The sequence below is a fragment of the Micromonospora echinaurantiaca genome, from assembly GCF_900090235.1.
GTDB classification, from domain to species: Bacteria; Actinomycetota; Actinomycetes; order Mycobacteriales; family Micromonosporaceae; genus Micromonospora; species Micromonospora echinaurantiaca.
On the sequence record NZ_LT607750.1, the window covers coordinates 3,509,743 to 3,535,791 of the forward strand.

Sequence of the window (26,049 nt, forward strand, 5' to 3'; positions counted from 1 at the left end):
GCTCGGCGGCGTCGTGGTTGACGCGACGTCCTGGCCGCCCAATGCCGCGAACGCGCCCGTATCCGCAGCGAACGACAACGACTGCTGGGGCCCACCCACCACCCACGCAGCACGAGCCCCACACCGTGAACATTCGTGGGTCAGAGCGCTGACGTTTCCTGAACGGCCGGGCCGGCGGTGGCGCGGTCGGCGGCGACCTGGGTCAGTGGTGATGCGGTGTGTAGGCATGGCCTCGGCCGTGCGCGATCAGCCACCGGTTGACCGGAAGCGTGACGATGAACGCCACTATCAGCGCGCTGCCCAGCGAGAGCCAGAAGAGGGGACTTCCGAGTCCGGCGCTGACCGCACCGGGTATGAGTACCAGGACGACATTCTCCACGGACACCATCACGGTGATCGAGACCGTCTCGGCGGCAAGTGCGACCCGGGTCGCCTGGCCGAGGGTGAGGCCGGCCTTCATCACCCGGCGGGCTGCCAGCGCGTACCCGAAGAGGACCGCCAATGCGACCGACAGCACGATCCGCGGTGTGTCGTCCAAGTCGATCAACGTTCCGATCGCCATGCCAAGGATCTCGCCGATGGCACAGCCGGTGAGGCAGTGCAGGGTGGCGGCGAGCGCCATCTGCCACGCGGCGTGCGCTGCCGCGTAACCAACAGGTTCGTTCACAATTGTTCCGTTCTTGTCGTGGTTGAGGGGGACTGGACGCGGGTGGGTGTCGCTGCGGATGGCGGCCGCACGGGCCCTGGTGTGGTCAGAGGTCGCCGAGGTCACCGCCCTACGGACGTTCCTCCCCACGAGGTGGTCGTGACGGAACTCGGCCTTCGCCAAGATCCAGCCCGACCGTATGCCGCGCGCCGTGCTCAATCAGTGCGCAGACTGTGACTGAGCCCGAGATCGCCCGACGAAACGGGACAGAAGCGCGCGACCGAATACAGCGCGGATCCGCCGACTCGTTTCTGGGAGCGGCGACTCGCGGTCACCCCGGCAGCCGAGGGCGTCTCCACTTCACGAGAGCTTGGCTCCAACCGCTTCCGCGTCGGGATGCTCGAGGTCGGTGAGGATCTCCAGGGCCGACCGCCAGGCGTGACGCGCTGCCAGGAGGTCACCCGAGGCGTGCTGGACGTCTCCGAGCCGATTGAGGCTGACCGCCTCGGGATAGCGGTCGCCGGTCTCTCGCCGCAGCCGGATCGCCTCTTGGTAGGCGACGATGGACTCCTGGTGAAGCCCGAGCCGGTGAAGCGCGAGACCGATGGTGTCCCGGGTGGCGGCCTCGCTACGCGCGTCGCCCGACACGTTCAGCAGATCAAGAGCCTCCTCGGCACGGGCCAGACCACCGGCGGCGTCCCCGAGCAGCAGGCAGGTCCAGCCGATTTCGTTCAGGCAGTTCGCTTCCCCGACACGGTCACCGACCGACCGGTAGAGCTCCAGCGCCTGGCGTTTCAGGGCACGTGACTCCTCGTGCCGGCCACACCGGTTCAACTCGTAGCTGAGGTTCCGCAGCGTCGTCGCCTTGCTCACCTGGTCGCCGAGCTCCGCGTACACCTCGATCGCTCGGTTCAGGTGCGCATGCGCCTCGTCATGCCGGTCCAACCTGCTCGCGGCAATCCCCACCAGCCGATGGCTCAACGCCTGCGCCGCCCGGTCGCCAAGCCGCTCGGCGGCGGCCAACGCAGCAGACTGCGTGTCAAACCACTCCTGCCAACGGCCCTGCCGGTCGAGGAACTCGCCCACCGACAGCGCCAGCGGCAAGGCGTGCGCGTCGAACCCAGCGCGTCGCGCGGCCTCGACGGCCGCGAGCAGGGCCGGGCGTTCCCCGGCCAGCCAGGCGACTGCGGCCGCCGCGCTGTCAAGCGGCGTCTCCGGTACGCCGGACAGCGGTGTGGGCAAGGTCAACTCGTACCGGCGGGGCGGCGCCAGCAGCCTATACGCGGTGTGGCAGGTCTGCAGATAGTAGTCGAGCAGCCGGTGCAGGGCCGCCCGGCGGTCCTCCTCGGACTCAGTCACTTCGGCGAGTTCCGCCGCGTACGCGTGCAGCAGGTCGTGCAAGACGTAGCGGCCCGGCGCGGGCTGTAGAACGAGGTTGGCGCGGTGTAGGCCCGCCAGCGCAACCTGAACACCCCCGACGGGCCGGCCGGCAAGCGCCGCGATCGCCCCCACTCCCACGTCCGTGCCACCGCCCGGATGCAACGCGAGCAAGCGGAACAGCCGCGCGGCATCGTCGCTGAGCGCATGATACGACCAGGAGAAGGCCGCTCGGGCATCGGTGGCGGCGGCCGGACCGGCGAACGCCTCGAGGCTTCCCCGCGCTCGCCGTAACTCGTTGGCGATGGCGGAGAGCGGAAACGCTCGGTTCACGGCAGCCTGTGCGGCGACTGTGGCCAGTGCCAGTGGCAACCGCGCCGACCGCGCGACAATTTCGTCGACCGCCTCCGGTTCGGCAGCCACCCGATCGGCGCCGACGCGACGCGCCAGCATGTCTCGAGCGTCCTCGGCCGACAGCAGGTCGAGGGTGAGCGGATGAGCGCCCTGAGTAGCGACGAGTTCGCCCAGGTCGTTCCGGCTGGTGACGAGTACCAGTGAACCGGGGGTCCCGGGGAGCAGCGGGATGACCTGCTCCGCATTCCGCGCGTTGTCGAGCAGGATCAGCATCCGACGGCCGGCCAGATGGCTTCGGTACAACGCGGCAGCCTCGTGCAGGTCGGCCGGGACGCGCGCGGCGGGCACTCCCAGGGCGTCCAGAAAATTGCGCAGGGCATCACCGGGAGCGACCGTCGACCCGATCGGACCGAATCCCCGCAGGTTCGCATAAAGCTGTCCGTCGGGGAATCGGACGGCGAGTTGGTGGGCCAGGTGCACCGCCAGCGTCGTCTTGCCGATTCCCGCCATGCCGGAGATCACGTGGATCACCAGCGACGGGAACGCCGTCGACTCGGCGGCGGTGAGCACTCCCAAGAGCTCGGCGATCGCTGCCCGTCGGCCGGTGAAGGTGGGCAGGTCGGCGGGGAGTTGTGCGGGAGCGGGGCGGTCCCGGCCCGACCATCGCCGCAGCGGCTCCGCCGGCGCTGCACCGTCGTGACCGCGCAGCACGGAGGTGTGCGCGGCGGCCAACTCGGGGCCGGGTTCGACGCCCAACTCCTCGGCCAAACGGATGCGCACCGACTGAAAGGCGCTGAGGGCCTCTGCCTGACGGCCGGACGCCGCCAGCACGAGCATCAACCGTGCCAGTACCGACTCGTCGAGCGGATGAGCGTCCGCAGCCCTCCGCAGCAGCGGCTCCATCGGCTCGGGTACGTGGACGGCGAGCGCGACGTCGGTGGCGTGCCGTACGGTGCGCAGTACCTCGCGGTCCAGCGCCGCGAACAGTGGTCGGCTCCGCACCTCAGCCGCAATGCCGGCGGCGGCCGGGCCCTGCCACAGGTGCAACGCCTCGACGAACAGAGCAAGCTTCAGTTCCGGTTGCTTCTCGCCCTCAGCCTGCGCCACCAGCTCCCGAAAGCACAGCAGGTCCAGGCTCGCCGCGTCGGTGGCGAGCCGGTAGCCTCTGCCGGCCCTCACCAGGAGTCGCCCTCTTGAACCCTCGGGCCGGTCAGGTTGCATTACCCGCCGAAGTCGCCCGATGTACCGCTGGACAATGTTCACCGCGCTAGCTGGCGGCGCATCGGCCCACAAGGCGTCGACCATCTCGCTCAGGCTCACCGGCCGGCCCGCGTGCGCCAGCAGCACGGCGAAGAGGGCGCGCTGCTGTGGTGGCCCCAGGTCCAGCTCCGTGTCGTTCCGCCAACCCCGCACCGGGCCCAGCACGGTGAAACGGTTCGTTCCCTGGTGCACGTGCTCTGAAGGCCCCGACCCGTCCCTGCCGTTCCGCAGGGAAGGCCATGGGAACGCCCTTCCTTCCCCCGCCCTCTCACCCACCATCACCTGCGCTGGAGGGTCAACGGACCCGGCCAGCCCGTGCCGGCGGAGCACCTCCGACTCCCGCAGCCGACCGACAAAGCCACTAACCCCACGCGGCAGCTCACCCACCCGGGGGCGCCCGCCCCTGTTCTCCAACCGCCCCGAACGCGCCAGCTCGACGAGAACAGCACGGTCACCGTCACCCAGCCGCAGCGCGTCAGCCAGCGCCGCCAACGTCCGCGCCTGTGGGGCATGACTGCGCCCCCGCTCCATGTCACTGATCGCCCGCCCGCTCACCCCGGACGCCTCGGACAATTCCTCGATCGTCATGCCCGCCGAGCGCCGCAACGTCCGCAACCGCCGGCCGAACGACAAACCAGTCACCACACCTCCCCGACAGCGCCGACCGCAGTCCACGCCAGCTCGGCGCGTCGGAAGCGAGTCACCGGTGACCGTGATCCCCTCCGGCGGTAGAGCGCTCCCAGAACGGTAGTAGCGGCGGTCGGCTCCTGTCATGTACCTGCGCGCACAGAAGCTTGGTCAAGCCGGCATGGCCTGATGAACAGCCGGCCGGTCATTGTCTCCGGGAGCACCGCGTGCCACCGTTGCAGCACCGAACGACAAGCGCGGTGGTGATGAGGAATGACGTCCCAACAACTGGCAACAGCAATCAGTACGGCGGAGTTGCCACCCCGGCACCGCGCCGAGGCTGTTCGCGCCCTGGTCTGGGAGTCCGTCATCCAGGTCGAGATCGACCACCATCTCCCGCCGGAACGCATCGGCGTCAATCTGCGTCTCGGCAGCCTGGGTTCACTGGATGTCTGCTCGGTGCGGGCGACATCGACCACCGTACGACGCACGGAGCGGCTGGCGCGCCGCGACGACGACCCGGCGATCTTCCTCGGGCTGCAGATGTCGGGGACCAGCCTGGTTGTACAGGACGGGCGGGAAGCGCTGCTCCGGCCGGGCGACTTCGCCATCTACGACACGGCCAGCGCCTACAGCCTGCTGTTCCTCGACGGCATGGACGCGGTCTTCTTCCGCATCCCCCGTACCACGCTGGGAATTTCTGCGCGCCGGTTGCGCGACGCCACCGCGGTCACACTCGGTTCGGGCAACGCTGTGGCCGAGGTGACCTCGGCATACCTGACCCGGCTTGCCGTCACCGAGGCCTTGCCGTACAGCCGGCACCTGGTTCTGATGGCCGAGCCGACGATCGATCTGATCCGCGCGTCCGTCGCCGCCCGTCTGGACGACCGTGACCTGTTCGGTGAGGCGGCCACCGGCACCTTGCCGTACCAGATCATGAGTTACCTGAGGGCGAACCTGGCCGACCGGGAGTTGACCCCGGCGGCCGTAGCCGCAGCGCATCACATCTCTGTGCGTTACCTCTATCAAATCCTAGGCCGGCAGGGTGTCCGGTTCGGCGAGTGGGTGCGCCACAACCGGCTTGAGGAAGCCCGCAAGGACCTGGCGAACCCGGCCTATCGGTCGTTGACTATCTCAGCGATCGGCCGCCGGTGGGGCTTCACCGACTCCACCCACTTCAGCAAAGCGTTCAAGCAGGACTACGGAATGTCGCCGCGCGACTGGCGGGCGCACCACCACGAGTCTCTCCAGCCTGGTGAGGTTCCCCGGTAGCTCGTAGGCCGCGCGCGGCAGTTGGGTGTGCATCACGAGGCGTTGCGAACCTGAATCCGCCAGGACGAGGCTGACCGGGGCCAGCGTGACGACCGGCTGCCACCTCGGGAGCAGGGCTTCGGCGGCAGCGTGCGGACGTTGCGTCGCAAGCGTCGACATCGGGCGGTGCGGCCGGACGGGTCACCATGCGCGACACGGGACTGCCGCGGCCGTCACAGGGTTCGCCGTACCCCCGCCCTCCGTTCCAGATTGCGGAGCTGCACCGCGAGGTTGCCCTCGACGGCGGCGTGGGCGGGTCCGGTGCGACCGATCGGCAGGATCTGTTCGTCCTTCATGTCCTCGAGCATCAGTGCGTACGCGGCGTAGAGGCAGAAGCCTGCGAGCAGGAGCCCAAGCGCTCCCGCGACGTGGCCGAGCCAGGCCACGCCGGTCAGCCCGTAGATTCCGGCCACCAGATGGCGGGGCGTGGCGATCAGCAGTACGAACCAGAGCGCACGTTTCGGCATGGTGACCGTCACCATGAGACCGGCGAAGGCGGCTAGAGAGAGGTTGAGGACGCCCAGGACCTTCATCCCGCCGGATGCGTCCGTGGCCAGGACGAGAGAGGTGGCGAGCCAACTGCCGGCGAAGACGGCCATCAGGGTGGCCGCGACCACATCCCGGGCGCCGAAGGCGAGGACGCTCACGACCAGTTGAAGTGCGAACGCAGGTAGGATCGTGAGGGCAACCGCGCGCTCGTCGGTGGCGTCGAACAAACCCAGCTGCAGGAGGCTGGCGATCGCGGAGGCGATCGCGATCGTGTAGAAGCCGAGCGGCATGGGAGAAGCGATCGGCCTGAGGTTGATCCGCGTCATGGGTCGTAGATCGGGCTCGAAGTGGCGTGCCACGGCCGGTCTCTTGCCGTCTTCCGCGGTCTGGGCATCACTGGATGTGGAACTCATCTGTTGCAACCTCCAGAGTTGGATCGGCGACGTGTCGGGCCGGTGCGCCGCGGCGGCGTCAGGTGGCCGTCATGGCGTCGAAAGCGTGGGCCACCGTCGGCTTCGTGCCCTCCTTGAGCAGCGCGCGGGCCACCTGCTCCGCGCGGCGGTCGTCCGCGGTGAGCCGGTCGCGGTGCTGGGCGAGGTGGTCGTTCCAGGTGACGACCACGTAGTGTTCGATGAGCCGTTCCGGATCGGAGCTGTCGCGGTAGAGCCCCCAGGTGACGGCGCCGGTGCGGCGTCGCGACCGGGCGACGGCCGTCATGGCGGCGATGAAGCGATCGATGTCGCCCGTAGCGACGCGGTACTCGACGGTGACGAGGACCGGGCCGCCGTGGGGCTGTGGATCGAGGACGGACACCGGCTCTGGCCAGTGGCTGGAGGGGTTCGTGTCGGCGCTGCCACCCGGTAGGGGCCACCAGCGGACGCTGGCGGCGCCGAGCAGGAGCGCCACGCTGGATGTGAGCAGGGCGGGAGCGAGGCCCCACCGGTCGGCGAGCAGACCCCACACGGGCGCGGCGAGCGCCATTCCGCCCTGGAAGACGACCAGGTACACGGCCAGGCCTCTCGCCCGCACCCATGCCGGCAGCCGTGTCTGCATGGTGGCGCTGAGCAGCGACACCACGAGGATCCAGGCGAGTCCCGCCGCCGGTAAAAGCAGGACGGCCGCCCAGACGGTGCGCGTGAGGGTGAGCAGGGTAAGGACGGACGCAGCGGCGAGGCCGGCGAACGCCAGTGATCGGCCCGCTCCCCACACACGGCGCATCGACGGCAGCAACACCGCACCGACCACCGCCCCCGCACCCACCGCACCGAGCAGCAACCCGTAGCCCGACGCGCCGAGGCCCAACGAACGACTCGCGACGAGTGGCAGGAGAGCCCACAGGGCGGACGCCGCGGGGACGAACAGCAGGCAGCGCCACAGCACCCCTCGGATGTCCGGGGAGTGCCACACGTAGCGGCGACCCGCGTCCAGGGCGGTCAACAGCCGCTGGTCGCCGGACGGGGTCTCCCGGGGGCCCGGCGGCCGATGCCAGGCGGCGAGCACGGCCACGGTACCGAGGTAGGACAGGGCGTTGATCGTGAAGACCCATCCGGTTCCGGTGAGGGACAGCAGCAGGCCGCCGAGTGCGGGACCGACCGCGCGCGCGAGGTTCATGCTGACCGCGCCCAGGGCGGCGGCCTGCGGCAGGGACGGGCGATCGACCAGTTCCGGCTGGATGGCCTGCCAGGCCGGGCCCATGAGGGCGGAGCCGCAGCCGGTCAGGAACAACAGGGTCAGCAGGGAGGCCGGTTGTAGCACGTCGGCGAAGGCGAGGCCCGCAAGCACCGCGGAACACCCGAGCATGGCGTACTGCGCGGTGATGAGCAGCCGTCTACGGTCCAGTTGATCTGCCAGCACTCCGGCCGGAAAGGCGAGCAGGAGCAGCGGCAGACTGGCCGAAGTCTGGACGAGGGAGACGAGCACCGGCGATCGGCCGACCAGTTCCCACTGGGCGGCGACTGTCGACATCCAGGTGCCGATGTTGGACACGAACTGGGCGATCCACAGGGCGCGGAAGACCGGTGCGGCGAAGGGCTTCCAGGCCTCCCCGCGTCCCTCGTGGGCGCCGCGACGGGACGTCGTACGCGAGGGCGCAGTCTCCGTCACCGGTGTCTCCAGGACCGGGAGCCGTGATCTTCCCGGCCAGGGCGCCCCGAGGACAACACGAGACGGGCGAGCAGACCGCTACCAAGCCCCAGCGTGACCGCCGCGAGGGCACTCCACGCCGGCCAGGGGGTGAGGCCGGCCACCTCGTCAAGCGCCCACTCACCCGGTCCGGTGAAGGCCAGGGCGGCGGCGGCGATAACGAGGACGAGCGGATACTCGTAGCCGTCGTTCTGTACCCACAGTCCGTGCGGCCATTTCACGCTGACCGCAACGGTCATGACCCCCACCGCGCCCGCCACCGCGAGGGGCGTGACCAGCCCGGCAGCCAGCAGCAGCCCGGACCCGATCTGGGTCGCTCCGGCGAGCACCGCCGTGACCGTGCCGCCCCGGAAGCCGTCGCGCCGGAACTCCTCGGTGCCTGCGTCCAGCCCGCGCCCGCCGAGCCACGGGCTGACCTTCTGCACGCCGTGTGCCGCTATCAGCAGCCCGGTCACAACGCGCAGCAGCATCAGGCCGGTGTCCACGCTTCTTCTCCTCAGGTCAGGGGATCGAGCGACCGCGGTGCCCCTGGCGGGCCGGGCGCGATGCGACACCGTGCCCGGCCCACCGAGGGCTGTTCGTCTCAGCCGGCGGCGTTCGCGCCGATGAAGTGCTTGGCGTAGACCACGCCGAGGCCGTATGCGCCGGCGTGCGCCTTGACGATGTCCATCACGCCGTCGTAGGTTTCGCCGCGCGCCCAGTCCCGCTGGAGCTCCAGCAGCACCTGGACCCAGGTGACGGGCACGGCACCTGCGCGGATCATGCGGTCGAGGGCGTGCTCGTGGGCGGCCGGGGTAACGCCACCAGAGGCATCCGCGACGACGTACACCTCGTAGCCCTGATGAAGCGCGGACAGAACGGGCAGCACCAGGCACACCTCCGTCCACAGACCGGAGATGATGATCTTCGTGCGGCCGGTGGCCTTCACCGCGTCTACGAGGGACGGGTCCTCCCAGGCGTTCATCGTCGTGCGGTCGATGAGCTTGTGGTCCGGGAAAACCTCCACGAGCTGAGGCATCGCCGGGCCGGAGAACGACTCGGCGGCGACGGTGGTGATGACCGTCGGCACGTCGAACAGCTGCGCCGCCTTCGCGAGGCCGACGGTCGCGTTGATGATCGACGTGCGGTCGCCGCTTCCCGTGCCGAAGAACATCTGCGGCTGGTGGTCGACGAAGAGCATCATGGCGTTGCCGGAAGTGAGCAGATCCGGGCTGGGCGCGGCCTGGACGTTCGCGAGGTTGGTCATGCGAGTTCCCTTTCTGTGCGCGGAGAAATCGGGTGAATTGATCAAAGGTCGAAGCAGGGGTCGAGAGGCATCGACTGCTGTTCGGGGATGAATCTGCGGGCGACGCGCCACTGCCGGTGCCGCTCGGACTCCGCGACCGCTTCCGCGATCAGGTCTGCCTGCCGGGCGCCGCTGGGCTTCGGCGTCGCGTGGTAGCCGCCGAACCGGGCGACGGGGCTCCACTCAGGCCTCAGCGCAGGCAGGGTCTCGTCCAGGCCCTCGTACTCGGCTGCGGCGTAGACGATGCGTCCGCCGACGACGGTGAGCACGGATTCGATGTGCGGGATGTCCTCATCGGTGACGGTGAAGTAGTCGTCGGACAGCACCGTGAGGTCCCCGAAGTACCCCTCCCTCAGGATGCCCTTCAGGTGTTCCTCTCCGGTCAGGCGCGCCCCACCGACGGTGTAGAGCTCCAGGGCCTTCTCGCGGGAAAGCCGGTTCGCCGGCGGATACAGCAGCAGGTCTCCGACGGTACGGCCGGTGACGAGCCAGTGCAGCGCCACCCACGGGTTGTACGACGACACCCTGGTGGCATCCGTGCCCGCCGCGACCGTGATCCCCGTGCCGAGCATGCGGCGCACCGGTGGCGTACGGGCCGCCACGTCCGCGCCGTACCGCTCAACGAATGCCCTGCCCTGGAAGGACATCCGGTTCTGCACCGACACCGCGCCGCCGAGCGCCGCGATGCGGTCCAGACTCGCGTCGCTCACCGTCTCGGCGTGGTCGAACAGCCAACAGTTGCCGGCCGGAAACAGGCCGTCGGCGGCAAGCTTCTCGAAGACCGCCAGGTCCCGCCGGATCGTCTCGTCGTACGTGGCATGCAGGCGGAAGCCCCAGCCGTTCTCCATAAGCAGCCGGACGGCCTTCTCGAATTCGGCTTCGTAATCCCCGAGTTCGGGACGCGGCTCGCTGAAGTTCTCGAAGTCAGCCGCCGCCCAGGTGAGGTTCTCGCCCGCGCCGCGCAGCCGCAACCACTCATCCCCGTCCGCCGGGCTCACCGTGTCGATCCACCGGGTCAGATCGGCGATCTCCTGCCCGGCCGTCTGCGGAAACAGGTGGTACGCGATGCGCAGCGACAACTCGCCGGTGCGGGCCAGGTCGATGACCGTCCGGTAGTTGTCCGGGAAGTTCTGGAAACCGCCCGCCGCGTCGATCGCCGACGTCAGGCCGAAGCGGTTGAGCTCCCTGAGGAAGTGCCGGGTAGAGGTTCGCCGGTCGTCCTCGCCGAGCACCGGGGCCTTGGCAAGCGTCGAGTACAGGATGAGTGCGCTCGGCGCGGCGAGGAGAACACCGGTCGGCTCTCCGTCCCGGCCGCGCACGATCTGGCCGCCGCGGGGGTCCGGCGTATCGCGGGTGAACCCGGCCGCCCGGACCGCGGCGCGGTTCATCAGCGCCGACTGGTACAGGTGCAGGACGAAGACCGGGGTGTCCGGGGCGGCGGCGTTGAGCTCCGACACCGTCGGCATGCGTCGCTCGGCGAACTGGTCCGCCGTCCACCCCCCGACGACCCTGATCCACTGTCCTGCGGGGGTTCGACCGGCCTGTTCCCTGAGCATGGCCAGGGCCTGAGCGAGCGAGGGCACGCCATCCCAGCGCAGCTCCAACACGTAGTTCAGGCCGCCCCGGATGACATGCAGGTGCGAATCGTTGAGCCCAGGCAGCACACGCCGACCCAGGGCGTCCACGACTCTGGTCTCGGTCCCCACGTACGGGGCGACGGCACGGTCGTCGCCGAGCGCCACGATGTTGCCGCCGTGCACGGCGACCGCCTGGGCCTCGGGCCGCCGTGGATCACCGGTGAAGACCTTGGCGTTCCGGACGAGTAGATCGGCAGGCTTGACAGTTCCGTCGGCCGGTGTCATACCGCCGACCGGCATGCTGGTCACGCTGTTCTCCTCTCTTCGGATCGACGCGACGCTGCAGGCCGGGTCAGATGCTGTAGAAGGCGGTGACCAAACTGTCGATCGCCGTCTTGATCGCAACGTCGGCGCCCCGGGTGGCCCGCATGCTGTTGACCATGACGAAGTCGTGGATCACGCCCTGAACGCGCAGCGCGGTGACCGGTACGCCGGCGGCGCGCAGCTTGTTGGCGTACGCCTCGCCCTCGTCCCGCAGCACGTCCGCCTCGGCCGTGATCACCAAGGCCGGCGGCAGGTCCGCCAACTGCTCGACAGTCGCCCGAAGCGGCGACGCCGTGATCTCCGCTCGCTGTGCTTCGTCGGTGGTGTACTGGTCCCAGAACCACTTCATCCCGTCGCGGCGCAGGAAGTAACCCTCCGCGAACTGGTGGTACGACGGGGTGTCGAACGCCGCGTCGGTCACCGGGTAGAACAGCACCTGAGCGACCAGATCGAGGTCACCGCGCTCCTTGGCCATGAGCGTGAGCGCGGCGGACATGTTGCCGCCCACGGAGTCGCCTGCGACCGCCACCCGCGTGGGGTCGAGGCCGTAGGCCGCGCCCTCTCGCGCCACCCACTGGGCGACCAGATAGTTCTGCTCGATGGCCACCGGGTACCGCGCCTCGGGCGACAGGTCGTACTCCGGGAAGACGACAGCCGCGCGGGCACCGACAGCAAGCTCGCGCACCAGTCGGTCGTGCGTGTGCGCGTTACCGAACACCCAACCCGCGCCGTGGATGTAGATGACGACCGGCAGCTGATCGGGCGAGCCGGCGGGCCGCACGATACGGGCGCGGACACTGCCCGTCGAACCCCCGTCCAGCGTCATCCACATCTCGTCGACGTCGGGCTTGGCGATCGGTTCGGACTGGACCTCGTCCACCGCCTTGCGCCCCTCGGACACCGGAAGCTCGTACAGGAACGGGTGATCCGCGGTCGCGGCGGCGAACGCCGCGGCCTCAGGCTCCAGGACCGGCTCCGTGAAACGTGACTCAGACATGGTCACCCTCCTCTTCAACAACCCCCAGACGACGCCCGACGACGCCGCGCACCACGAAGGTATGGATCGAGCGACGATCACGTGTTTGCTGAGCACGCACACCCCATGCCTGAGAAGGAACAGAAGGACCGAGGGGTGTCCGGCGGGAGCGAGCACGGCGGAAGTCGGCGCCTCCGCAAGTCGGGGTGATAATTCCGGGAGCCGAGCGTTGAGCGCTGGGAGGCGGTTCCTATGCACCGGCAGTCAGATCGGCCGTGCCGCTGGCACCTACCGTTCCAGGACACGGAATCGTCAGGAAAGAGGAGCCGCATGCAGTTCGGAGTCTTCACCGTCAGCGACATCACCACTGACCCCACCACCGGCCGCGCTCTCGGCGAGGTCGAACGGATTAAGGCGATCATCAGGATCGCCGAGAAGGCGGAGGAGGTCGGGCTGGATGTCTTCGCCCTCGGCGAGCACCACAATCCGCCGTTCTTCTCCTCCTCCCCCACTACGACGCTCGGCTTCGTCGCGGCTCGGACGTCCCGGCTGCTGCTTTCCACCGCCACCACCCTGATCACCACCAACGACCCGGTGAAGATCGCCGAGGACTACGCGATGCTGCAGCACCTGGCCGACGGCCGGGTGGACCTGATGATGGGTCGGGGCAACACGGGCCCGGTCTACCCGTGGTTCGGGCAGGACATCCGCAACGGCATCCCGCTCGCGATCGAGAACTACGACCTGCTGCGCCGGCTCTGGCGCGAGGACGTGGTGGACTGGAAGGGTCGGTTCCGCACCCCGTTGCAGTCGTTCACCGCGACGCCGCGCCCGCTCGACGGGGTGCCGCCGTTCGTCTGGCACGGCTCGATCCGCAGCCCGGAGATCGCCGAGCAGGCCGCCTACTACGGGGACGGCTTCTTCGCCAACCACATCTTCTGGCCCAAGGAGCACACCCAGCGGATGGTCGGGCTCTACCGGCAGCGCTTCGAGCACTACGGCCACGGCTCCGCCGACCAGGCCATCGTCGGGCTCGGCGGGCAGGTGTTCATGCGCCGCAACTCCCAGGACGCGGTCCGCGAGTTCCGGCCGTACTTCGACAACGCGCCGGTCTACGGGCACGGCCCGTCGCTGGAGGAGTTCACCGCGCAGACCCCGCTGACCGTGGGCAGCCCGCAGCAGGTCATCGACCGGACCCTCGGCTTCCGCGACTACGTCGGGGACTACCAGCGGCAGCTGTTCCTGATCGACCACGCCGGCCTGCCGCTGAAGACGGTGCTGGAGCAGCTCGACCTCCTCGGCGAGGAGGTGGTCCCGGTGCTGCGCAAGGAGTTCGACACGCTGCGCCCGGCGCACGTGCCCGAGGCGCCCACGCACGCCTCGCTGGTCGCCGCGGCGGGCGGCGCCAAGGACAGCACCGTGCACGCCGTCGACGACGTCACCGGCAAGGCGCCCGGGGCCGCCCGATGAGCCGCACCCTCGCCGTCGTCTCGGCCGGCCTCAGCCAGCCGTCGTCGACCCGGCTCCTCGCCGACCAGCTCGCCGCGGCCACCCGCGACGGGCTGGCCGGGCGGGGCGAGCTGGTCGACGTGCACCCGGTCGACCTGCGCGAGCACGCCCACGACGTGGTGAACCACCTGCTCACCGGCTTCCCGTCGGAGTCGCTGCGGGCGACGCTGGACACGGTCACCGGCGCCGACGGCATCATCGCGGTCACGCCGATCTTCAACGCGTCGTACAACGGGCTGTTCAAGTCGTTCTTCGACCTGGTCGACGCCGAGGCCCTGGCCGACCGGCCGGTGCTGGTCGCCGCGACCGGTGGCACGGCCCGGCACTCGCTCGCCCTGGAGCACGCGCTCCGGCCGCTGTTCGCGTACCTGCACGCGGTGGTGGTGCCGACGGCGGTCTTCGCCGCGCCGGAGGACTGGTCCGGTGGCACGGCCGACGGGGCGCTGCGGCGCCGGATCGACCGGGCCGCCGCCGAACTGGCCGAGCAGATCCACCGGCGGCCGGTCTCCACCGGCCCGGCCGACCCGTTCGCCCTCACCGGCACCTTCGAGGACCTCCTGGGCGGGCTGCGGGACGGCTGACCGCCCGGGCGGGACCGCGGGGTCACCTTCTGGCGATCCGGCACCGTGGTCGACGATGCCCGACCGGGGCAGCGGGCGGGTGCACCGATTTGGCCGTTGACAGGCCCGTCCGGGGCCGGCTCACTGTCATGGAGCGCAGCACGGACTGCCCCTCGCCGCTGGCGCTCCAGCGCGGCCGTTCACCCACCGCCGGGCCGCGGATCCGCGAGCGCGAACTCCTCGATCCGGCATGCCCACCCCGAGTCATGCCGCCGTCGGCTGATGCTGGCCGGCCGTTGCCGCGGCACGCTGGTGCTTCCAGTCGCGCGGCGAGACGCCATACGCCGCCTTGAACGTACGGCTGAAGTGGGACGTGTTCACGAAGCCCCAGCGTTGGGCAACCGCCGACACGAGGGCGTCACGGCCGGCCAGTTCCCGGCGGCACTGCTCCAAGCGGCGTTGTTGGATCCACCGGCGCACCGTAATCCCATCCCGCTCGAACAGCTTGTGCAGATAGCGCACCGAGATGTGATTCGCCGCGGCCACACTTTCCGGAGACAGGTCCACGTCGCCAAGACGCGAGGAGATATAGCGCTGTATCCGGTGCATCAGCGCGCCCTGCCCATCGCGGACGTCAACGGCCAGCGTTCCAGCCTGTTCCATAATCAGCGCGGCCAGCAGATCCGCGGTCGTTCCCGCAAGCCGCTCGCTGACACTGGGCACCAGCAGCGAGGCGCTGTCCGCGAGTCGGGTGAGAAACGGCGCGAGGAGCGCGCCCACCCCGCAATCCGTATGGATCGGCGAGGCGGTCACGCGGCGTAGGACATCCGACCGGATACCCACGGCGGTACGTGGCAGCCGGAACACCAGCGCACGGAAGCGCTCGGGCTGGTCAAGGACGTACGGACGGTCGGTGTCGCACACAAGGAGACCGCCCGGTTCCAGCCGTGTTTCCCGCCCGTCCTGGATCGCCAACGTGACTCCACTCAGTTGTTGGACGACGATGACGGACTCCCCCGGGCAGCGGGTGATCAGACGCATCGGGCGGACCACCCGCTGCGGATCGGCCTCGATCGCCGAGACTCGCAGAACCCCCACTTCGTCTGCGGTGATACTCGCCTGGAACGGCACCCCCCGCGCTGTGGTGACGATGACGGGCGCCAACGACCGGCTCACCGACTCGTTCCAGCGCGCGAACTCCTCGTGGCGGGCGACATCGTCCCTGCCCACGGTCACGCTCACGGCTGGTCTCTCCCAGGCCGGATGCCCGCGCCCTGCCACCGTCCCGGCGTCTCGGGTGGGCTCAAGGACAGGCTTGGACATGGTGTGCTCCAAACGGTCCGTACAACAAGCTTGGGTATGCGTCAGTGGGCCAGTGCCTGGCTGTTGCCGCACCCGCCGTTCACGTCGATGCACCGGTCGTCGCCGCCAGCCGGGCGGGGCAGGTGTCGTAGGTGTTGAGAGCCGAAGCAATTCGGCGCCGGATGGTGGAGGACGGTCGGTGGTGGGTGCCGTCGCGGTCGCCCGTGACGACACCCACCGCGTGGATCAGGCTGTCGTGGCGGCGGTGACGATGATGTGCGTGACGGCGTCCGGACGGCTGATCATGGGCACGTGGGAGCTGCGTACTTCGGTGGTGCGGGCTTGGGCGCGGGCGGCCATGACCCGCTGAGCCTGCGGCGGGATGGTCTGGTCGTCCTTGGCGACGACGTACCAGCTGGGGATGGTCTTCCAGCCGGGCACGCCGGACGGGGTCAGCAGCGTCGACAGCGCGGCGGGCCGCTGGGCGGTGGCCATCACCGCTGCCTGCGTGGCGGGCAGATCAGCGGCGAACAGCCGCCGGAAGTGAGCTCGGTCGATGTAGCCGTCGGCATCGCCCTCCCCGGCACCGGGGAACGGGCGCAGGACGACGTGGTTGATCAGGTCGCTGTGGCCGCCGCCGAGGTCGTTGGCGGCCGCCACGGCCTCGCCTTCGTCGAGGGCGTACGCGGCGATGTAGACCAGGGCCTTGACGTTGTGGCTGCCGACGGCGGCGTTGGTGATGACCGCGCCGCCGTAGGAGTGGCCGACCAGCACGACCGGTCCAGTGATGGTGGACAGGAACATGCGGAGGTACTCGGCGTCGCTGTGCAGGCCGCGCAGCGGATTGGCCGGGGCGTGCACCGGGTAGCCGCAGCCGAGCAGTCGCTTGGTGACCGCCGCCCAGCCGGACGCGTCGGCGAACGCACCGTGCACCAGCACGATCGTGGGCTTGCTCGCGTCCTGGCCGCTGGTCGATCTGCTGGCGGCGGCCGGAGCGGCCGCGACCAGCGGGACCGTGGCCACGCCGATCGCGGCGCCGGCGATCGCGCCCAGCAGTGGCCGGCGCGGCATGCGCGGCTCGCTCTGGTTATCGTTCATTACGGCATTTGCCTTTCGGTGGGTGCGGGGGAACGGGAGGGCAGGCACGTCGGTGGGCCCGTTCGGCAGGGCCTGCCGCCGGGATGTGATTCAGCGCTTGAAGCTGTCGACGAACTCGAGCAGGTCGTCGCAGAGCTGCTGCTTGTGGGTGTCGGTGATGCCGTGCGGCGCGCCGGCGTACACCTTGAGGGTGGCGTCCTTGACGATCGCCGCGGAGGCGCGGCCGGCGGCGTCGATCGGCACGACCTGGTCGTCGTCACCGTGGACGACCAGAGTCGGCACGTCGAACCGCTTCAGGTCCTCGGTCAGGTCGGTCTCGGAGAACGCTTTGATGCAGTCGTAGGCGCTCTTGTGCCCGGACTGCATGCCCTGGAGCCAGAAGGCGTCCTGCATCCCCTGCGACACCTGTGTCCCCGGCCGGTTCGCGCCGAAGAACGGCCCAGCGGCGAGGTCCTTGTACAGTTGGGACCGATCCGCGATCGATCCCGCCCGCAGCCCGTCGAACACCTCGATCGGCGTACCGTTCGGGTTGTCCGGCGTCTGAAGCATCAGCGGCGGCACCGCCGAGATCAGCGCCGCCTGCGCGACCCGGCCGGTGCCGTGCAGGCCGATGTACCGGGCCACCTCGCCGCCGCCGGTCGAGAACCCGACCAGGGTGGCGTCCCGTACGTCGAGCGCCGTCAGCACCGCGGCCAGGTCGTCCGCGTAGTGGTCCATGTCGTTGCCGTCCCATGTCTGGGTGGAACGGCCGTGCCCGCGGCGGTCGTGGGCGATGACCCGGTAACCGCGCTCGGCCAGGAAGAGCATCTGCGCCTGCCAGCTGTCGGAGTTCAGCGGCCAACCGTGGCTGAACACGACCGGCCGGCCGGAGCCCCAGTCCTTGTAGAAGATCTGCACGCCGTCGTCGGTGGTCACGTAGCCCATTGAGGGCCTCCTTTTCTTGCCGTTACTGTGGTGTGTCGGGATCAGGCGAAGCGGCGGACGAAGGCCAGGGCGGTCTCGGCGACCTCCTGCCAGCCGCCGTCGATGGTGATCGAGTGGCCGCGGTCGGCGATCTCCACGAGCTCGGTGACGCCGTTGTTGCGCTGCTGCCGGTGGTACGCCGCCTCGGTGATCGCCCGCGGCACGGTGTGGTCCCGGGCCCCGGAGATGAACAGCAGCGGCCCGCGGTCGGGGTTCTCGGTGTCGACCTTCGCCTCGGTCCACGGGTTGAGGTTCGCCACCGCCGCCTGGAACAGCGGCGCGCCGGGCGCCGGCACGGCGAACGTCTCGTACAGGTACTTCGCCTCCTCCTCGCTGACCGCGTTGGCGAAGCCGTACCGGAACTGGTCGTAGGTCAGCGGCACCGCACGGTGCCAGTTCGCCGGGTTGCTCAGCACCGGCGCCGCGGACCGCAGCGACGAGATCGGCAGCGGCAGCACGCCCTGGAACGGGGCGGGCGAGATCGCCACCGACGCCACCGACAGACCACGACCCGCGATGATGTTCGTCAGCAGACCGCCGAACGAGTGACCGATCACCGCCGGCTTACGGTCCAACCGAGCGATCACCGTGGCGTAGTGGTCGGCGACCTGACCGATGGTCTTGCCGGCGAACACCTCCGGGTGCGCGTTGGCCTCCTCGACGGTGTCCGGGTCGTCGGGCCACCCGGGGGTGACCGCCGCGTAACCGGCCTGCTCGAACAGCAGGGCCCAGCGCTCCCAGCTGCTGGTCAGCAGCCACAGGCCGTGGATGAAGACCACCGGGGTACGCCCGGAAGCGTTCGCCCGCTCGATCTGCTCGACGGTGTGCGCCGGCAGTTGATGCTCCGACATGTTCCTTCTCCTTCGTGGGTGCGGGTGTCGTGGTGGTGGTGGCGGAAGGCTCGGCGTCAGCGACCTGCAGGACCCGAGCGGCGGTGAGGACGACGCCGGCGACCGCGGTCGGCTGCGAGACGGTGACGGCGTGGGAGCCGGCGGTCCGGAAGGTGTGGGAACGGGCGCGGCGCGCCATGAACCGCTGCGCGTCGGGATGCAGGCACCTCTCGGTACCAGGACGGCAGCCGCCGCGTGGGCGACCGCGCCGGCTCGGTTAGGCAGGCCATCGCGGCGGGACGCTGGGCAACGCCCATCAACGCGCCGGCGGCCGGCGGCCGATCCTGGGCGTACGTGTGGACGAACGATCCCGGGTCCAGGGCGACCTCCACCGCCCACGTACCGGTGTCGGTGCGGTAGGTGGGCGGTCGGAGCGACCCCGCCGACGGGGTCCGCGGAAGCCGGCCGGTGATCTCCTCCGCGCTCTCCCCCACGTCGAGCGCGAACCCGGCGGCGTGAACCAGGCCGACCGCGTTGTCAGCCTGGGCCGCGGCGTCGGTGATGACCGCGCCGCCGTACGAGTGGCCGACACCTGCCGGACCTGCCGGGCCACCGGCGACCACGACGACGCGTCGGTGAACCAGCGGACCACCACCAGCACCACCGCCAGCCGTACGGCACCGATGGAAGTACCGGTCATGGCAAGCCCCTTCCCTGCTCCCCGCGGATCGCGGCATCCTTCGCTCTCGGGTGGGACCGTAGGCGCGCCGCAGTGCGCAAACCGTGCGCAAACTCTGACCGGCTCACCCGCAGCGCCGTGGATGTAGATGACAAGGGGCAGCTGACCGGACGAGTCGGCCGGGCGCACGATGCGGGCGCGACCCGTTCGCTGATCAGCTCCGCGGCGACCCGGCGTCGGGCCTTGCCGACCGCGTCCCCGGGTCTAACCGTGATCAGCAGTGCCTTGGCCTGGCGGCGGACAGGCCCTTCTTCGCTCCACGGGGAATCAGCTGAGCAGCAGCTGGTGCAGCTGGGAGACCATCCGGGTGTGATCCTCACCGAGGGAGCGGCGTCGGTCGACCAGGATCCGCAGCAGAGCTAACTGCTCGTCGTTGACGACGGGGCGCAGCCCGGGCCATCCGAATGCCGACCAGCGCAACGGAGTGGGCGTCGCTGGTGTCGGTCCTGCGTCCCTGCCCGGAGGCGAACACCCGCGCCCGGGCGGACGACTTCGGCGGGACATCCACGACCTGTTCGCCGTCGGCGAGCACTCGATTAGCGATGTGTCGACCAATGCCCTGGCAGCCCTCGATCGTCCAGACCCGATGCGGCCACCGGTTTGCGTACTTCCTCATCGCCGCATAGCCGTCTCGGCCGGTGTCGAAGCGGCCGCCGTCGATGACGGTCTCGTCGCCGGCCATGACCTCGATCGTGGCGGAGCGTGATCATCGCGTTTACCGTCGCCGAAATCCGCCGACTCCTCAACGCCTTCGTCCTCACCCTGCCGCTACCACCAGCTCACACCCTGCACTGGTCAACCTGGCGACGAACATCCCAAGCCCGAGCCCGACGATCCCACTACCAGCGCAGACTCGACCGCCACGCCAGCCGACAGGGCAAGTGACGTTGGAGTACTAATGGAAAGGCTCGATGGCCTAACGTCCGATGAGCCGTCCTTGATCCCAGCGACCGGTACGGCTCCCCGTCTTACGTCGAGGGCTCCGGGCCCCAGATGACCGAGGGATGTTCCGTGCTGGCGGGCTCGAACCACGGAGGAATCCAAGCGGATCCGGCTTCGCCGAACGGGTCGGGCCCTGCCGAAGCTCCCGCCCTGTGACGAGGCATCGAGTGCCGGGGATACCAAAGGAGTCGCGGCAAGAGCCCGACCCGCTCTGAACCCATTAGGGCTACCAAGGCGCCGCGGCACCATCTGGACCCTGTTCAAACGCCGCCGCACCCACCTGTCCCGCCGACAGAAATCCGTAAACCGGCACCACGCCAAGATCCGAGCCCTGGGCGAACGCGCCGTCTCCACCCTCAAGACCTGGAAAATCCTTGCCAAGCTCCGCTGCTGCCCACGCCGCGCCACCCCGATCGTGCAGGCCATCCTCGTCCTCCAAGCCACCGAGGACGCCCGCTACCCACGATGAAAATGGCTCAGTGTCGCCTCAGCTCAGGTGTCCGGGAAACCGGGGAAAGCTCAACGCCGCGTGTCGAGCCCACGCCGGCGCAGTGGTCTGCCTCACACGCTGTCAGAACCATCGGTCACCCGGTGTCTTGAGGCCGAACCCCTGGAAACGGAGGAGCCACAATGACTGGGAACATCGATGTGGTCGTGGTCGGCGGCGGGTACGCCGGTGTCATGGCGGCCAACCGCCTGACACAGCGCGACGATGTGGCCGTGACGTTGATCAATACGCGCCGGACGTTTGTCGAGCGACTCCGCCTGCACCAACTGGTGGGCGGGTCCGACGACGCGGTCGTCGACTACCGAGAGATCTTGGCCGAGGGCGTTCGGCTGGTGGTCGACACGGTGACCCGGATCGACGGGGCCGAGCGCAGCGTGACGTTGGCGGAGGGTGGCACGGTCGGCTACGACTACCTGATTTATGCGGTGGGCAGTGGCAGCGCCGACCTGGACGTGCCCGGAGCGGCCGAGTTCGCCTACCCGATCGCCAGCCTGGAGGACGCGCAGCGGCTGCGGCCGGTCGTCAACGCCGCTCCCAGAACGGCCCCGGTGACGGTTGTCGGAGCCGGTCCGACCGGCATCGAGACCGCCGCCGAGCTGGCGGAGGCGGGCCGTACGGTGACCCTGGTCTGCGGCCGGGTGCTCGGCCCTTATCTGCACACGCGGGGTCGGCGCTCGGTTGCCAAGCGTCTGGCCAGGCTCGGTGTGACCGTGCTCGACGGCCCGGACGCGAAGGTGACGGCGGTGGCGCGCGATGCCGTGCGGCTCGGCGGCGGTCGAACGGTTCCGAGCACCGTGACCATTTGGACCGCCGGGTTCGGCGTGCCGGACCTGGCCGCCCGCAGCGGGCTAAGCACCGACGCGCTGGGCCGCCTGCTTACCGATGAGACGTTGACGAGCCTGGACGACGTGCACATCGTCGGGGCCGGGGATTCGACGGCCCCGTCGGACCTGCCGTTCCGGATGAGCTGTCAGGCCGCGACGAGGATCGGCGCGCACGCCGCCGACACGGTGCTGGCCCGGATCGCGGGTGAGCAGCCGGCGCCGATCAACCTGGGGTTCTTCGGCCAGTGCATCAGCCTGGGGCGTCGCGCCGGCATCTTCCAGTTCGCCTCTAGAGACGACACCGCGAACGGGTTGTACATCGGCGGCGGCCCGGGCGCGAAGCTCAAGGAGTTCGTCTGCAAGCACACCGTCAAGCATCTGGCGGTCGAGGCACGCAAGCCCGGCTCGCTCACCTGGGTCAAGGACGACACGCGTCAGGAGTTGCTGCGGGCCAAGCGCGGCGAGGCGCCGGCCACCCGCTGAACGGACTGGCTGGGTCACGCGTCGGCGATACCAGCCCGGACGGCCACCAACTACCGAGGGTGTCCCAATGGGAGCTCCGGCCGCGCCGGAGGTCCAAGCCACCTATACACGGCAAGGAGAGACTACATGAACCTCGCTCTGTGGATTGCTACCGGACTGCTGGCAGCAGTCTCCCTAACCGGCGGCATCACCAAGACGTTCATACCTAGGGAGAGACTGGCTGCGATCAAGGGCGGGGAATGGACCGGACACGCCAGCGTCGGTTTTATCAAGACCATCGGGGTCCTCGAACTCCTGGCCGCGGTTGGCCTGATCCTGCCCGCCGTACTCAACATCGCACCGTTCATGGTGCCGGTTACCGCCGTCTGCTGGGTTCTGCTCATGGTCGGCGCGGTGATCATCCATGTCCGCCTCGATCAGTTCAAGTTGGTAATGGTGAACCTCGGCTATGTTGCTCTTGCTGCCTTCATCGCTTGGGGCCGCTTCGGCCCTGAGCCTTTCAGCGGCTGACGAAGATGTGTCGCTGGCGGGGTGGTGTCGTGTTGGCGCGGGTGATCCGAAACACGGGCTACCCCGGCGGTGGCTTCCGTTGGATTTGACCGACGATCAGGACCTTGCTGTTGATGCAGGATCAAAGGCTTCGGCGACCAGGGCCTCCTGCGAGAGGGGAAAGGTCGAGATATGAGCCACGCCACTGACTCGGCGACCGACACCTTCGTCGCCCACCGCAACCTGCTCTTCACCGTCGCGTACGAGATGCTCGGATCGGCGGCCGACGCCGAGGATGTCCTCCAGGAGAGCTGGCTGCGGTGGATCAAGGTCGACGCGGAGCACGTGCGCGACCAGCGCGCCTACCTGGTCCGGATCACCACCCGGCAGTCGCTCAACCGGTTGCGCACGATGAAGCGCCGCAAGGAGGCGTACGTCGGCCCCTGGCTGCCCGATCCGCTGCTCACCGCCCCGGACGTGGCCGAGGACGTCGAGCTCGCCGAGAGTGTGTCAATGGGGCTCATGATCGTCCTGGAGACGCTGGCGCCCACCGAGCGTGCCGTCTTCGTGCTGCGCGAGGTCTTCGACATCAGCTACGACGAGATCGCGGCCGCCATCGGCAAGAGCCCCGGGGCCGTCCACCAGATCGCACGCCGGGCCCGCCAGCACGTCGACGCCCGCCGCCCCCGCCAGGTGGTCTCCCAGAGCGAGACCCGGGCGGCTCTGGGAGCCTTCCAACGCGCGGTCGAAACCCGGGATCTGCAGGGTCTCCTCGACGTGCTCGCCCCTGACGTCGTCCTGGTGGGCGACGGCGGCGGCGTCAAGCAGGCCGCGCTACGGCCGATCAGCGGCGCGGAGAAGGTGGTCCGTATGTTCTTCGGTGGTCTGGCCAAGGTCGAAGGCACGCTCACCGGTAAACCGACCATGGTCAACGGCAACCCGGCACTCCTCGTACGCCTCGACGGCGAGATCGACGGCATTATGGCGATCCGTGTCGAGGACGCCCGCATCACCGGCCTCTACTACGTCCGCAACCCGCAGAAGCTGACCCGCCTCGAATCCGAGACCCCGCTCACCCTGCGCTGAACACCGGTCTCCTGCGCCGAGGTGGCCTCGGGCGTCATCCGGCTTTCACCCTTGATCCGTCGACCAGCCGCCACTTGTAGAGTGCCGGCAGCCTCGGGGAGGTGCAGAGACGCCCGCCCATGTCGGTGACCGGTTGCCGTTAGATCGTACTAGTACGGCAGCCGCCGTTCGGGATCATGGCTGAAGCTCGAGGTTGAGGCGGCGTGTGTGGTGGGATCGTCGGGCTCGGGCTTGATCCCGGCGCCGCCATTGTGACCAGTGCAGACGATGGGCGAGGTTGCTGATCGGGCGGATGATGCAGGCGTTGATCAGGCGACGGACTTCGTTGACCGTGAGTTTGATCAGTCCGGTGTCGGCAGGGTCGTGGTGGGCCGCGTCGGCTCGCAGATCGCCAGGACGGCGAGGGCAGCCAGGGCGAGGGTGGTGAACCGGTGCCAGGAGTCCCAGCGGCGGACCTGGTGCTGGTCCAGGCCGACCTGGCCTTTGGCGGCTTGGAAGCTCTCTTCGACGGTCCAGCGGATCCCGGCGACGCGGGCGAGTTGGGCGAGGGTGGCCGGGCGCGGGGTCCAGCAGCGGTAGAAGGCCGCTGCACCCCCACCGTGTGGGTGCCCTTCTTCAGATCACCGGTCTCGCCCACGGCCAGGACCGCATCCAGGCCACCGAACCGGTCGACGATCAGCTGCCGCAGGTCGTCGCGCACTGCGTCGGCGTCCCAGACCGCCCGGTACAGCAGCCGCTGCATCCCGTCGGGCCCGGGCGTGTCCGGCCTGCTCGGCCAACTGCCAGCACGTCTTGACCTCAAGCTCAGTCAGCAGCCCCGTCACGAACGCCGCCGCCGCACGACGCGGCTCCACCCGCCCGAACCGTCCCGCGAAACACCCGAGCACCCCGGCCAGCACACGCTCCCACCGAGCAACGGCTACGCTGTGGCACGTGGCCACCGCAAGATCTGATGTTGTGTCCACAACGCACGGACGATCACGCGGTGGCCGTCTCGCGTCCACTCCACCTCACCAGCAACATCTAAAACGGCGGCTGCCGTACTAGAACATCCCGTTTGGGGTTCTGGATGGCTCGGGAACGGGTTGGACGACGTCCCAGTGTTCGACGATCTGCCCGTTCGCGAGCCGCCAGATGTCGACGACGGCGGTGCCGTGCTCATCTTCCGGGGTGCTCATGTGGTAGTGCACGGCGACGTATTCGTCGTCGGCGACAATCCGCTTGAGGTCCAGCTTCGCGCGTGCGACCGGCGCGGCGGCGATGAACTCGACGAAGGCGTCCCGGCCTGACGGGTTGTCCGGGCTATGCTCGACGAAGTCCTCCCGCAGCAGGGTCCGCAACACCTCGATGTTGCCAGCGGCGAATTCCCCGAAGCCGCGCAGGATCAGATCCTTGTTGCTGTGCGCTGTGGTCAGGTCAGTCATGCCCCAGACAATCGCAGCCCCGCCCATCCGCCGTCGATGACATCAGACGTAATAGCCAGAGCGGCGATCCTCGGCGACACTCGGGACGTGCCCACCGAGGAAACCGTCGGCCAACTGCTGCGCAGATGGCGCCTCTCACGCACCCTCAGCCAGCTCGACCTGGCGATCCAGGCCGACGTTTCAGCCAGGCACATCAGCTTCGTGGAGACCGGCCGGACCATCCCCAGCAGCGCCATGGTGCTGCGGCTAGCCGAGCATCTGAACGTACCCTTGCGTGAGCGCAACCGCCTCTTGGTCGCCGCCGGCCATGCCCCGGTCTACCGGGAACGAACGCCGGGCGATCCTGACTTCGATCGCGTACGCGAGGCGCTGGGCAGGATCCTGCGGGCGCACGAACCGTACCCGGCGATCGCACTCGACCGCCGGTGGAACGTGCTGATCGCCAATGCAGCGTTCGACATCCTCCTCGAAGGTGTCGACTCCGAACTACTACAACCGCCAATCAACATGATGCGGCTCGGCTTCCACCCCAGAGGGCTCGCGCCGCGGATCCGCAACCTCGCCCAGGTACGGGCCCACCTACTGCCCAGACTCGGCCGACAAGCGGCGCACACCGGCGACCCACACCTGATCGCACTTCACGAAGAACTGCTCGCCTACGGGCAGGATGAGCAGCCGCCGGGACCGGACCCCGCCGACATCGCCCTGCCGATCCAGCTCGACCACCACGGCACCGAACTGTGCATGATCAACACCGTCACGACGTTCGGGGCCGCATTCGACCTCGCACTCGAGGAAGTCACCATCGAGACCTACCTGCCCGCGAACGAGACGACCGCCCGTCACTACCGCCACCTCGGCCGATTACGCGCCGACAACGACACGGACAGCGCCTGCCCCCGCACGCCGGGAAGCTGACCGAAG

General features: G+C 69.2%; 21 protein-coding genes and 4 pseudogenes. 9 read left to right on the forward strand and 16 right to left on the reverse strand.

What is annotated here, in order from left to right:
- Nucleotides 1–202: 202 nt before the first annotated feature.
- From GA0070609_RS15870 to GA0070609_RS35185, 3 genes and pseudogenes are all read right to left on the reverse strand, one after another.
- Nucleotides 203–772, reverse strand: coding sequence for a DUF4396 domain-containing protein (locus tag GA0070609_RS15870; RefSeq protein WP_231928806.1), 570 nt, complete (start codon nucleotides 770–772; stop codon nucleotides 203–205).
- Nucleotides 773–1,006: 234 nt separating this feature from the next.
- Nucleotides 1,007–3,802, reverse strand: coding sequence for an AfsR/SARP family transcriptional regulator (locus GA0070609_RS15875; protein ID WP_231928807.1), 2,796 nt, complete (start codon nucleotides 3,800–3,802; stop codon nucleotides 1,007–1,009).
- A 288-nt stretch (nucleotides 3,803–4,090) separates the two neighbouring features.
- Nucleotides 4,091–4,411 (reverse strand): annotated as a pseudogene (locus GA0070609_RS35185) (helix-turn-helix domain-containing protein); the annotation flags it as partial.
- Between the two features lie 126 nt (nucleotides 4,412–4,537).
- On the opposite strand from GA0070609_RS35185, the gene GA0070609_RS15880 reads away from it, so the two are divergent.
- On the forward strand, nucleotides 4,538–5,536 hold the full coding sequence (locus GA0070609_RS15880) for a helix-turn-helix domain-containing protein (protein WP_197700304.1): 999 nt from the start codon (nucleotides 4,538–4,540) through the stop codon (nucleotides 5,534–5,536).
- 212 nt (nucleotides 5,537–5,748) lie between these two features.
- Here the strand turns inward: GA0070609_RS15880 and GA0070609_RS15885 are convergent, their stop codons facing one another.
- The 6 genes from GA0070609_RS15885 to GA0070609_RS15910 form a co-directional block, all read right to left on the reverse strand.
- Nucleotides 5,749–6,477 (reverse strand): hypothetical protein, encoded by a 729-nt coding sequence (locus GA0070609_RS15885; RefSeq protein WP_088994531.1) that lies wholly within the window; start codon nucleotides 6,475–6,477, stop codon nucleotides 5,749–5,751.
- Nucleotides 6,478–6,535: 58 nt separating this feature from the next.
- On the reverse strand, nucleotides 6,536–8,167 hold the full coding sequence (locus tag GA0070609_RS15890; protein ID WP_197700305.1) for an MFS transporter: 1,632 nt from the start codon (nucleotides 8,165–8,167) through the stop codon (nucleotides 6,536–6,538).
- On the reverse strand, nucleotides 8,164–8,691 hold the full coding sequence (locus GA0070609_RS15895) for a DoxX family protein (RefSeq protein WP_088994533.1): 528 nt from the start codon (nucleotides 8,689–8,691) through the stop codon (nucleotides 8,164–8,166). Before GA0070609_RS15895 ends, GA0070609_RS15890 begins: the two co-directional genes overlap by 4 nt.
- 98 nt (nucleotides 8,692–8,789) lie before the next feature.
- A complete protein-coding gene (locus GA0070609_RS15900) occupies nucleotides 8,790–9,452 on the reverse strand; it encodes a hydrolase (RefSeq protein WP_088994534.1) in 663 nt (220 codons plus the stop codon).
- 41 nt (nucleotides 9,453–9,493) lie between these two features.
- A complete protein-coding gene (locus GA0070609_RS15905) occupies nucleotides 9,494–11,368 on the reverse strand; it encodes an amidohydrolase (protein ID WP_172899521.1) in 1,875 nt (624 codons plus the stop codon).
- Nucleotides 11,369–11,420: 52 nt separating this feature from the next.
- Nucleotides 11,421–12,485: an alpha/beta hydrolase gene (locus GA0070609_RS15910; protein ID WP_231928808.1), complete on the reverse strand. Its 1,065-nt coding sequence runs from the start codon at nucleotides 12,483–12,485 to the stop codon at nucleotides 11,421–11,423.
- A 213-nt stretch (nucleotides 12,486–12,698) separates the two neighbouring features.
- Between GA0070609_RS15910 and GA0070609_RS15915 the strand changes: the two genes are divergently transcribed.
- A complete protein-coding gene (locus GA0070609_RS15915) occupies nucleotides 12,699–13,838 on the forward strand; it encodes an LLM class flavin-dependent oxidoreductase (protein WP_088994537.1) in 1,140 nt (379 codons plus the stop codon).
- A complete protein-coding gene (locus tag GA0070609_RS15920) occupies nucleotides 13,835–14,458 on the forward strand; it encodes an FMN reductase (RefSeq protein WP_088994538.1) in 624 nt (207 codons plus the stop codon). The genes GA0070609_RS15915 and GA0070609_RS15920 overlap by 4 nt, the downstream gene beginning before the upstream one ends.
- Before the next feature lie 243 nt (nucleotides 14,459–14,701).
- Here GA0070609_RS15920 and GA0070609_RS15925 read toward each other — a convergent pair whose 3' ends face one another.
- From GA0070609_RS15925 to GA0070609_RS34360, 5 genes and pseudogenes are all read right to left on the reverse strand, one after another.
- Nucleotides 14,702–15,679: a helix-turn-helix domain-containing protein gene (locus GA0070609_RS15925; protein WP_197700306.1), complete on the reverse strand. Its 978-nt coding sequence runs from the start codon at nucleotides 15,677–15,679 to the stop codon at nucleotides 14,702–14,704.
- A gap of 306 nt (nucleotides 15,680–15,985) precedes the next feature.
- On the reverse strand, nucleotides 15,986–16,810 hold the full coding sequence (locus tag GA0070609_RS15930; protein ID WP_197700307.1) for an alpha/beta hydrolase: 825 nt from the start codon (nucleotides 16,808–16,810) through the stop codon (nucleotides 15,986–15,988).
- 117 nt (nucleotides 16,811–16,927) lie between these two features.
- Nucleotides 16,928–17,761: pseudogene (locus tag GA0070609_RS15935) on the reverse strand (alpha/beta fold hydrolase); the annotation flags it as partial.
- Between the two features lie 41 nt (nucleotides 17,762–17,802).
- On the reverse strand, nucleotides 17,803–18,651 hold the full coding sequence (locus tag GA0070609_RS15940) for an alpha/beta hydrolase (RefSeq protein ID WP_088994541.1): 849 nt from the start codon (nucleotides 18,649–18,651) through the stop codon (nucleotides 17,803–17,805).
- A gap of 985 nt (nucleotides 18,652–19,636) precedes the next feature.
- Nucleotides 19,637–19,789: a hypothetical protein gene (locus GA0070609_RS34360; protein ID WP_231928809.1), complete on the reverse strand. Its 153-nt coding sequence runs from the start codon at nucleotides 19,787–19,789 to the stop codon at nucleotides 19,637–19,639.
- Between the two features lie 285 nt (nucleotides 19,790–20,074).
- Here GA0070609_RS34360 and GA0070609_RS35330 point away from each other — a divergent pair.
- From GA0070609_RS35330 to GA0070609_RS15970, 5 genes and pseudogenes are all read left to right on the forward strand, one after another.
- Nucleotides 20,075–20,254, forward strand: a pseudogene (locus GA0070609_RS35330) (IS701 family transposase); the annotation flags it as partial.
- A gap of 281 nt (nucleotides 20,255–20,535) precedes the next feature.
- Nucleotides 20,536–20,780 (forward strand): annotated as a pseudogene (locus tag GA0070609_RS15955) (transposase family protein); the annotation flags it as partial.
- 161 nt (nucleotides 20,781–20,941) lie between these two features.
- Nucleotides 20,942–22,126 (forward strand): NAD(P)/FAD-dependent oxidoreductase, encoded by a 1,185-nt coding sequence (locus tag GA0070609_RS15960; RefSeq protein WP_088994542.1) that lies wholly within the window; start codon nucleotides 20,942–20,944, stop codon nucleotides 22,124–22,126.
- 126 nt (nucleotides 22,127–22,252) lie between these two features.
- Entirely contained in the window at nucleotides 22,253–22,636 is a 384-nt protein-coding gene (locus GA0070609_RS15965) for a DoxX family protein (protein WP_088994543.1), read from the forward strand.
- 171 nt (nucleotides 22,637–22,807) lie between these two features.
- A complete protein-coding gene (locus GA0070609_RS15970) occupies nucleotides 22,808–23,701 on the forward strand; it encodes an RNA polymerase sigma-70 factor (RefSeq protein ID WP_088994544.1) in 894 nt (297 codons plus the stop codon).
- Between the two features lie 139 nt (nucleotides 23,702–23,840).
- Here the strand turns inward: GA0070609_RS15970 and GA0070609_RS15975 are convergent, their stop codons facing one another.
- Entirely contained in the window at nucleotides 23,841–24,443 is a 603-nt protein-coding gene (locus tag GA0070609_RS15975; RefSeq protein ID WP_088994545.1) for a transposase, read from the reverse strand.
- Nucleotides 24,444–24,744: 301 nt separating this feature from the next.
- Complete coding sequence (locus GA0070609_RS15980) at nucleotides 24,745–25,125, reverse strand: nuclear transport factor 2 family protein (RefSeq protein ID WP_088997770.1); 381 nt, start codon at nucleotides 25,123–25,125, stop codon at nucleotides 24,745–24,747.
- 87 nt (nucleotides 25,126–25,212) lie between these two features.
- On the opposite strand from GA0070609_RS15980, the gene GA0070609_RS15985 reads away from it, so the two are divergent.
- On the forward strand, nucleotides 25,213–26,043 hold the full coding sequence (locus GA0070609_RS15985) for a helix-turn-helix domain-containing protein (RefSeq protein ID WP_231928810.1): 831 nt from the start codon (nucleotides 25,213–25,215) through the stop codon (nucleotides 26,041–26,043).
- Nucleotides 26,044–26,049 lie beyond the last annotated feature (6 nt).

What these genes read in the sequence shown, in the direction of transcription:
- GA0070609_RS15915 (WP_088994537.1), top strand. Translation starts at nt 12,699, where the DNA reads ATGCAGTTCGGAGTCTTCACCGTCAGCGACATCACCACTGACCCCACC.
- GA0070609_RS15905 (WP_172899521.1), bottom strand. Translation starts at nt 11,368, where the DNA reads ATGCCGGTCGGCGGTATGACACCGGCCGACGGAACTGTCAAGCCTGCC.
- GA0070609_RS15965 (WP_088994543.1), top strand. Translation starts at nt 22,253, where the DNA reads ATGAACCTCGCTCTGTGGATTGCTACCGGACTGCTGGCAGCAGTCTCC.
- GA0070609_RS15970 (WP_088994544.1), top strand. Translation starts at nt 22,808, where the DNA reads ATGAGCCACGCCACTGACTCGGCGACCGACACCTTCGTCGCCCACCGC.
- GA0070609_RS15920 (WP_088994538.1), top strand. Translation starts at nt 13,835, where the DNA reads ATGAGCCGCACCCTCGCCGTCGTCTCGGCCGGCCTCAGCCAGCCGTCG.
- GA0070609_RS15880 (WP_197700304.1), top strand. Translation starts at nt 4,538, where the DNA reads ATGACGTCCCAACAACTGGCAACAGCAATCAGTACGGCGGAGTTGCCA.
- GA0070609_RS15960 (WP_088994542.1), top strand. Translation starts at nt 20,942, where the DNA reads ATGACTGGGAACATCGATGTGGTCGTGGTCGGCGGCGGGTACGCCGGT.
- GA0070609_RS15940 (WP_088994541.1), bottom strand. Translation starts at nt 18,651, where the DNA reads ATGTCGGAGCATCAACTGCCGGCGCACACCGTCGAGCAGATCGAGCGG.
- GA0070609_RS15975 (WP_088994545.1), bottom strand. Translation starts at nt 24,443, where the DNA reads ATGCAGCGGCTGCTGTACCGGGCGGTCTGGGACGCCGACGCAGTGCGC.
- GA0070609_RS15900 (WP_088994534.1), bottom strand. Translation starts at nt 9,452, where the DNA reads ATGACCAACCTCGCGAACGTCCAGGCCGCGCCCAGCCCGGATCTGCTC.
- GA0070609_RS15980 (WP_088997770.1), bottom strand. Translation starts at nt 25,125, where the DNA reads ATGACTGACCTGACCACAGCGCACAGCAACAAGGATCTGATCCTGCGC.
- GA0070609_RS15930 (WP_197700307.1), bottom strand. Translation starts at nt 16,810, where the DNA reads ATGCCGCGCCGGCCACTGCTGGGCGCGATCGCCGGCGCCGCGATCGGC.
- GA0070609_RS15885 (WP_088994531.1), bottom strand. Translation starts at nt 6,477, where the DNA reads ATGAGTTCCACATCCAGTGATGCCCAGACCGCGGAAGACGGCAAGAGA.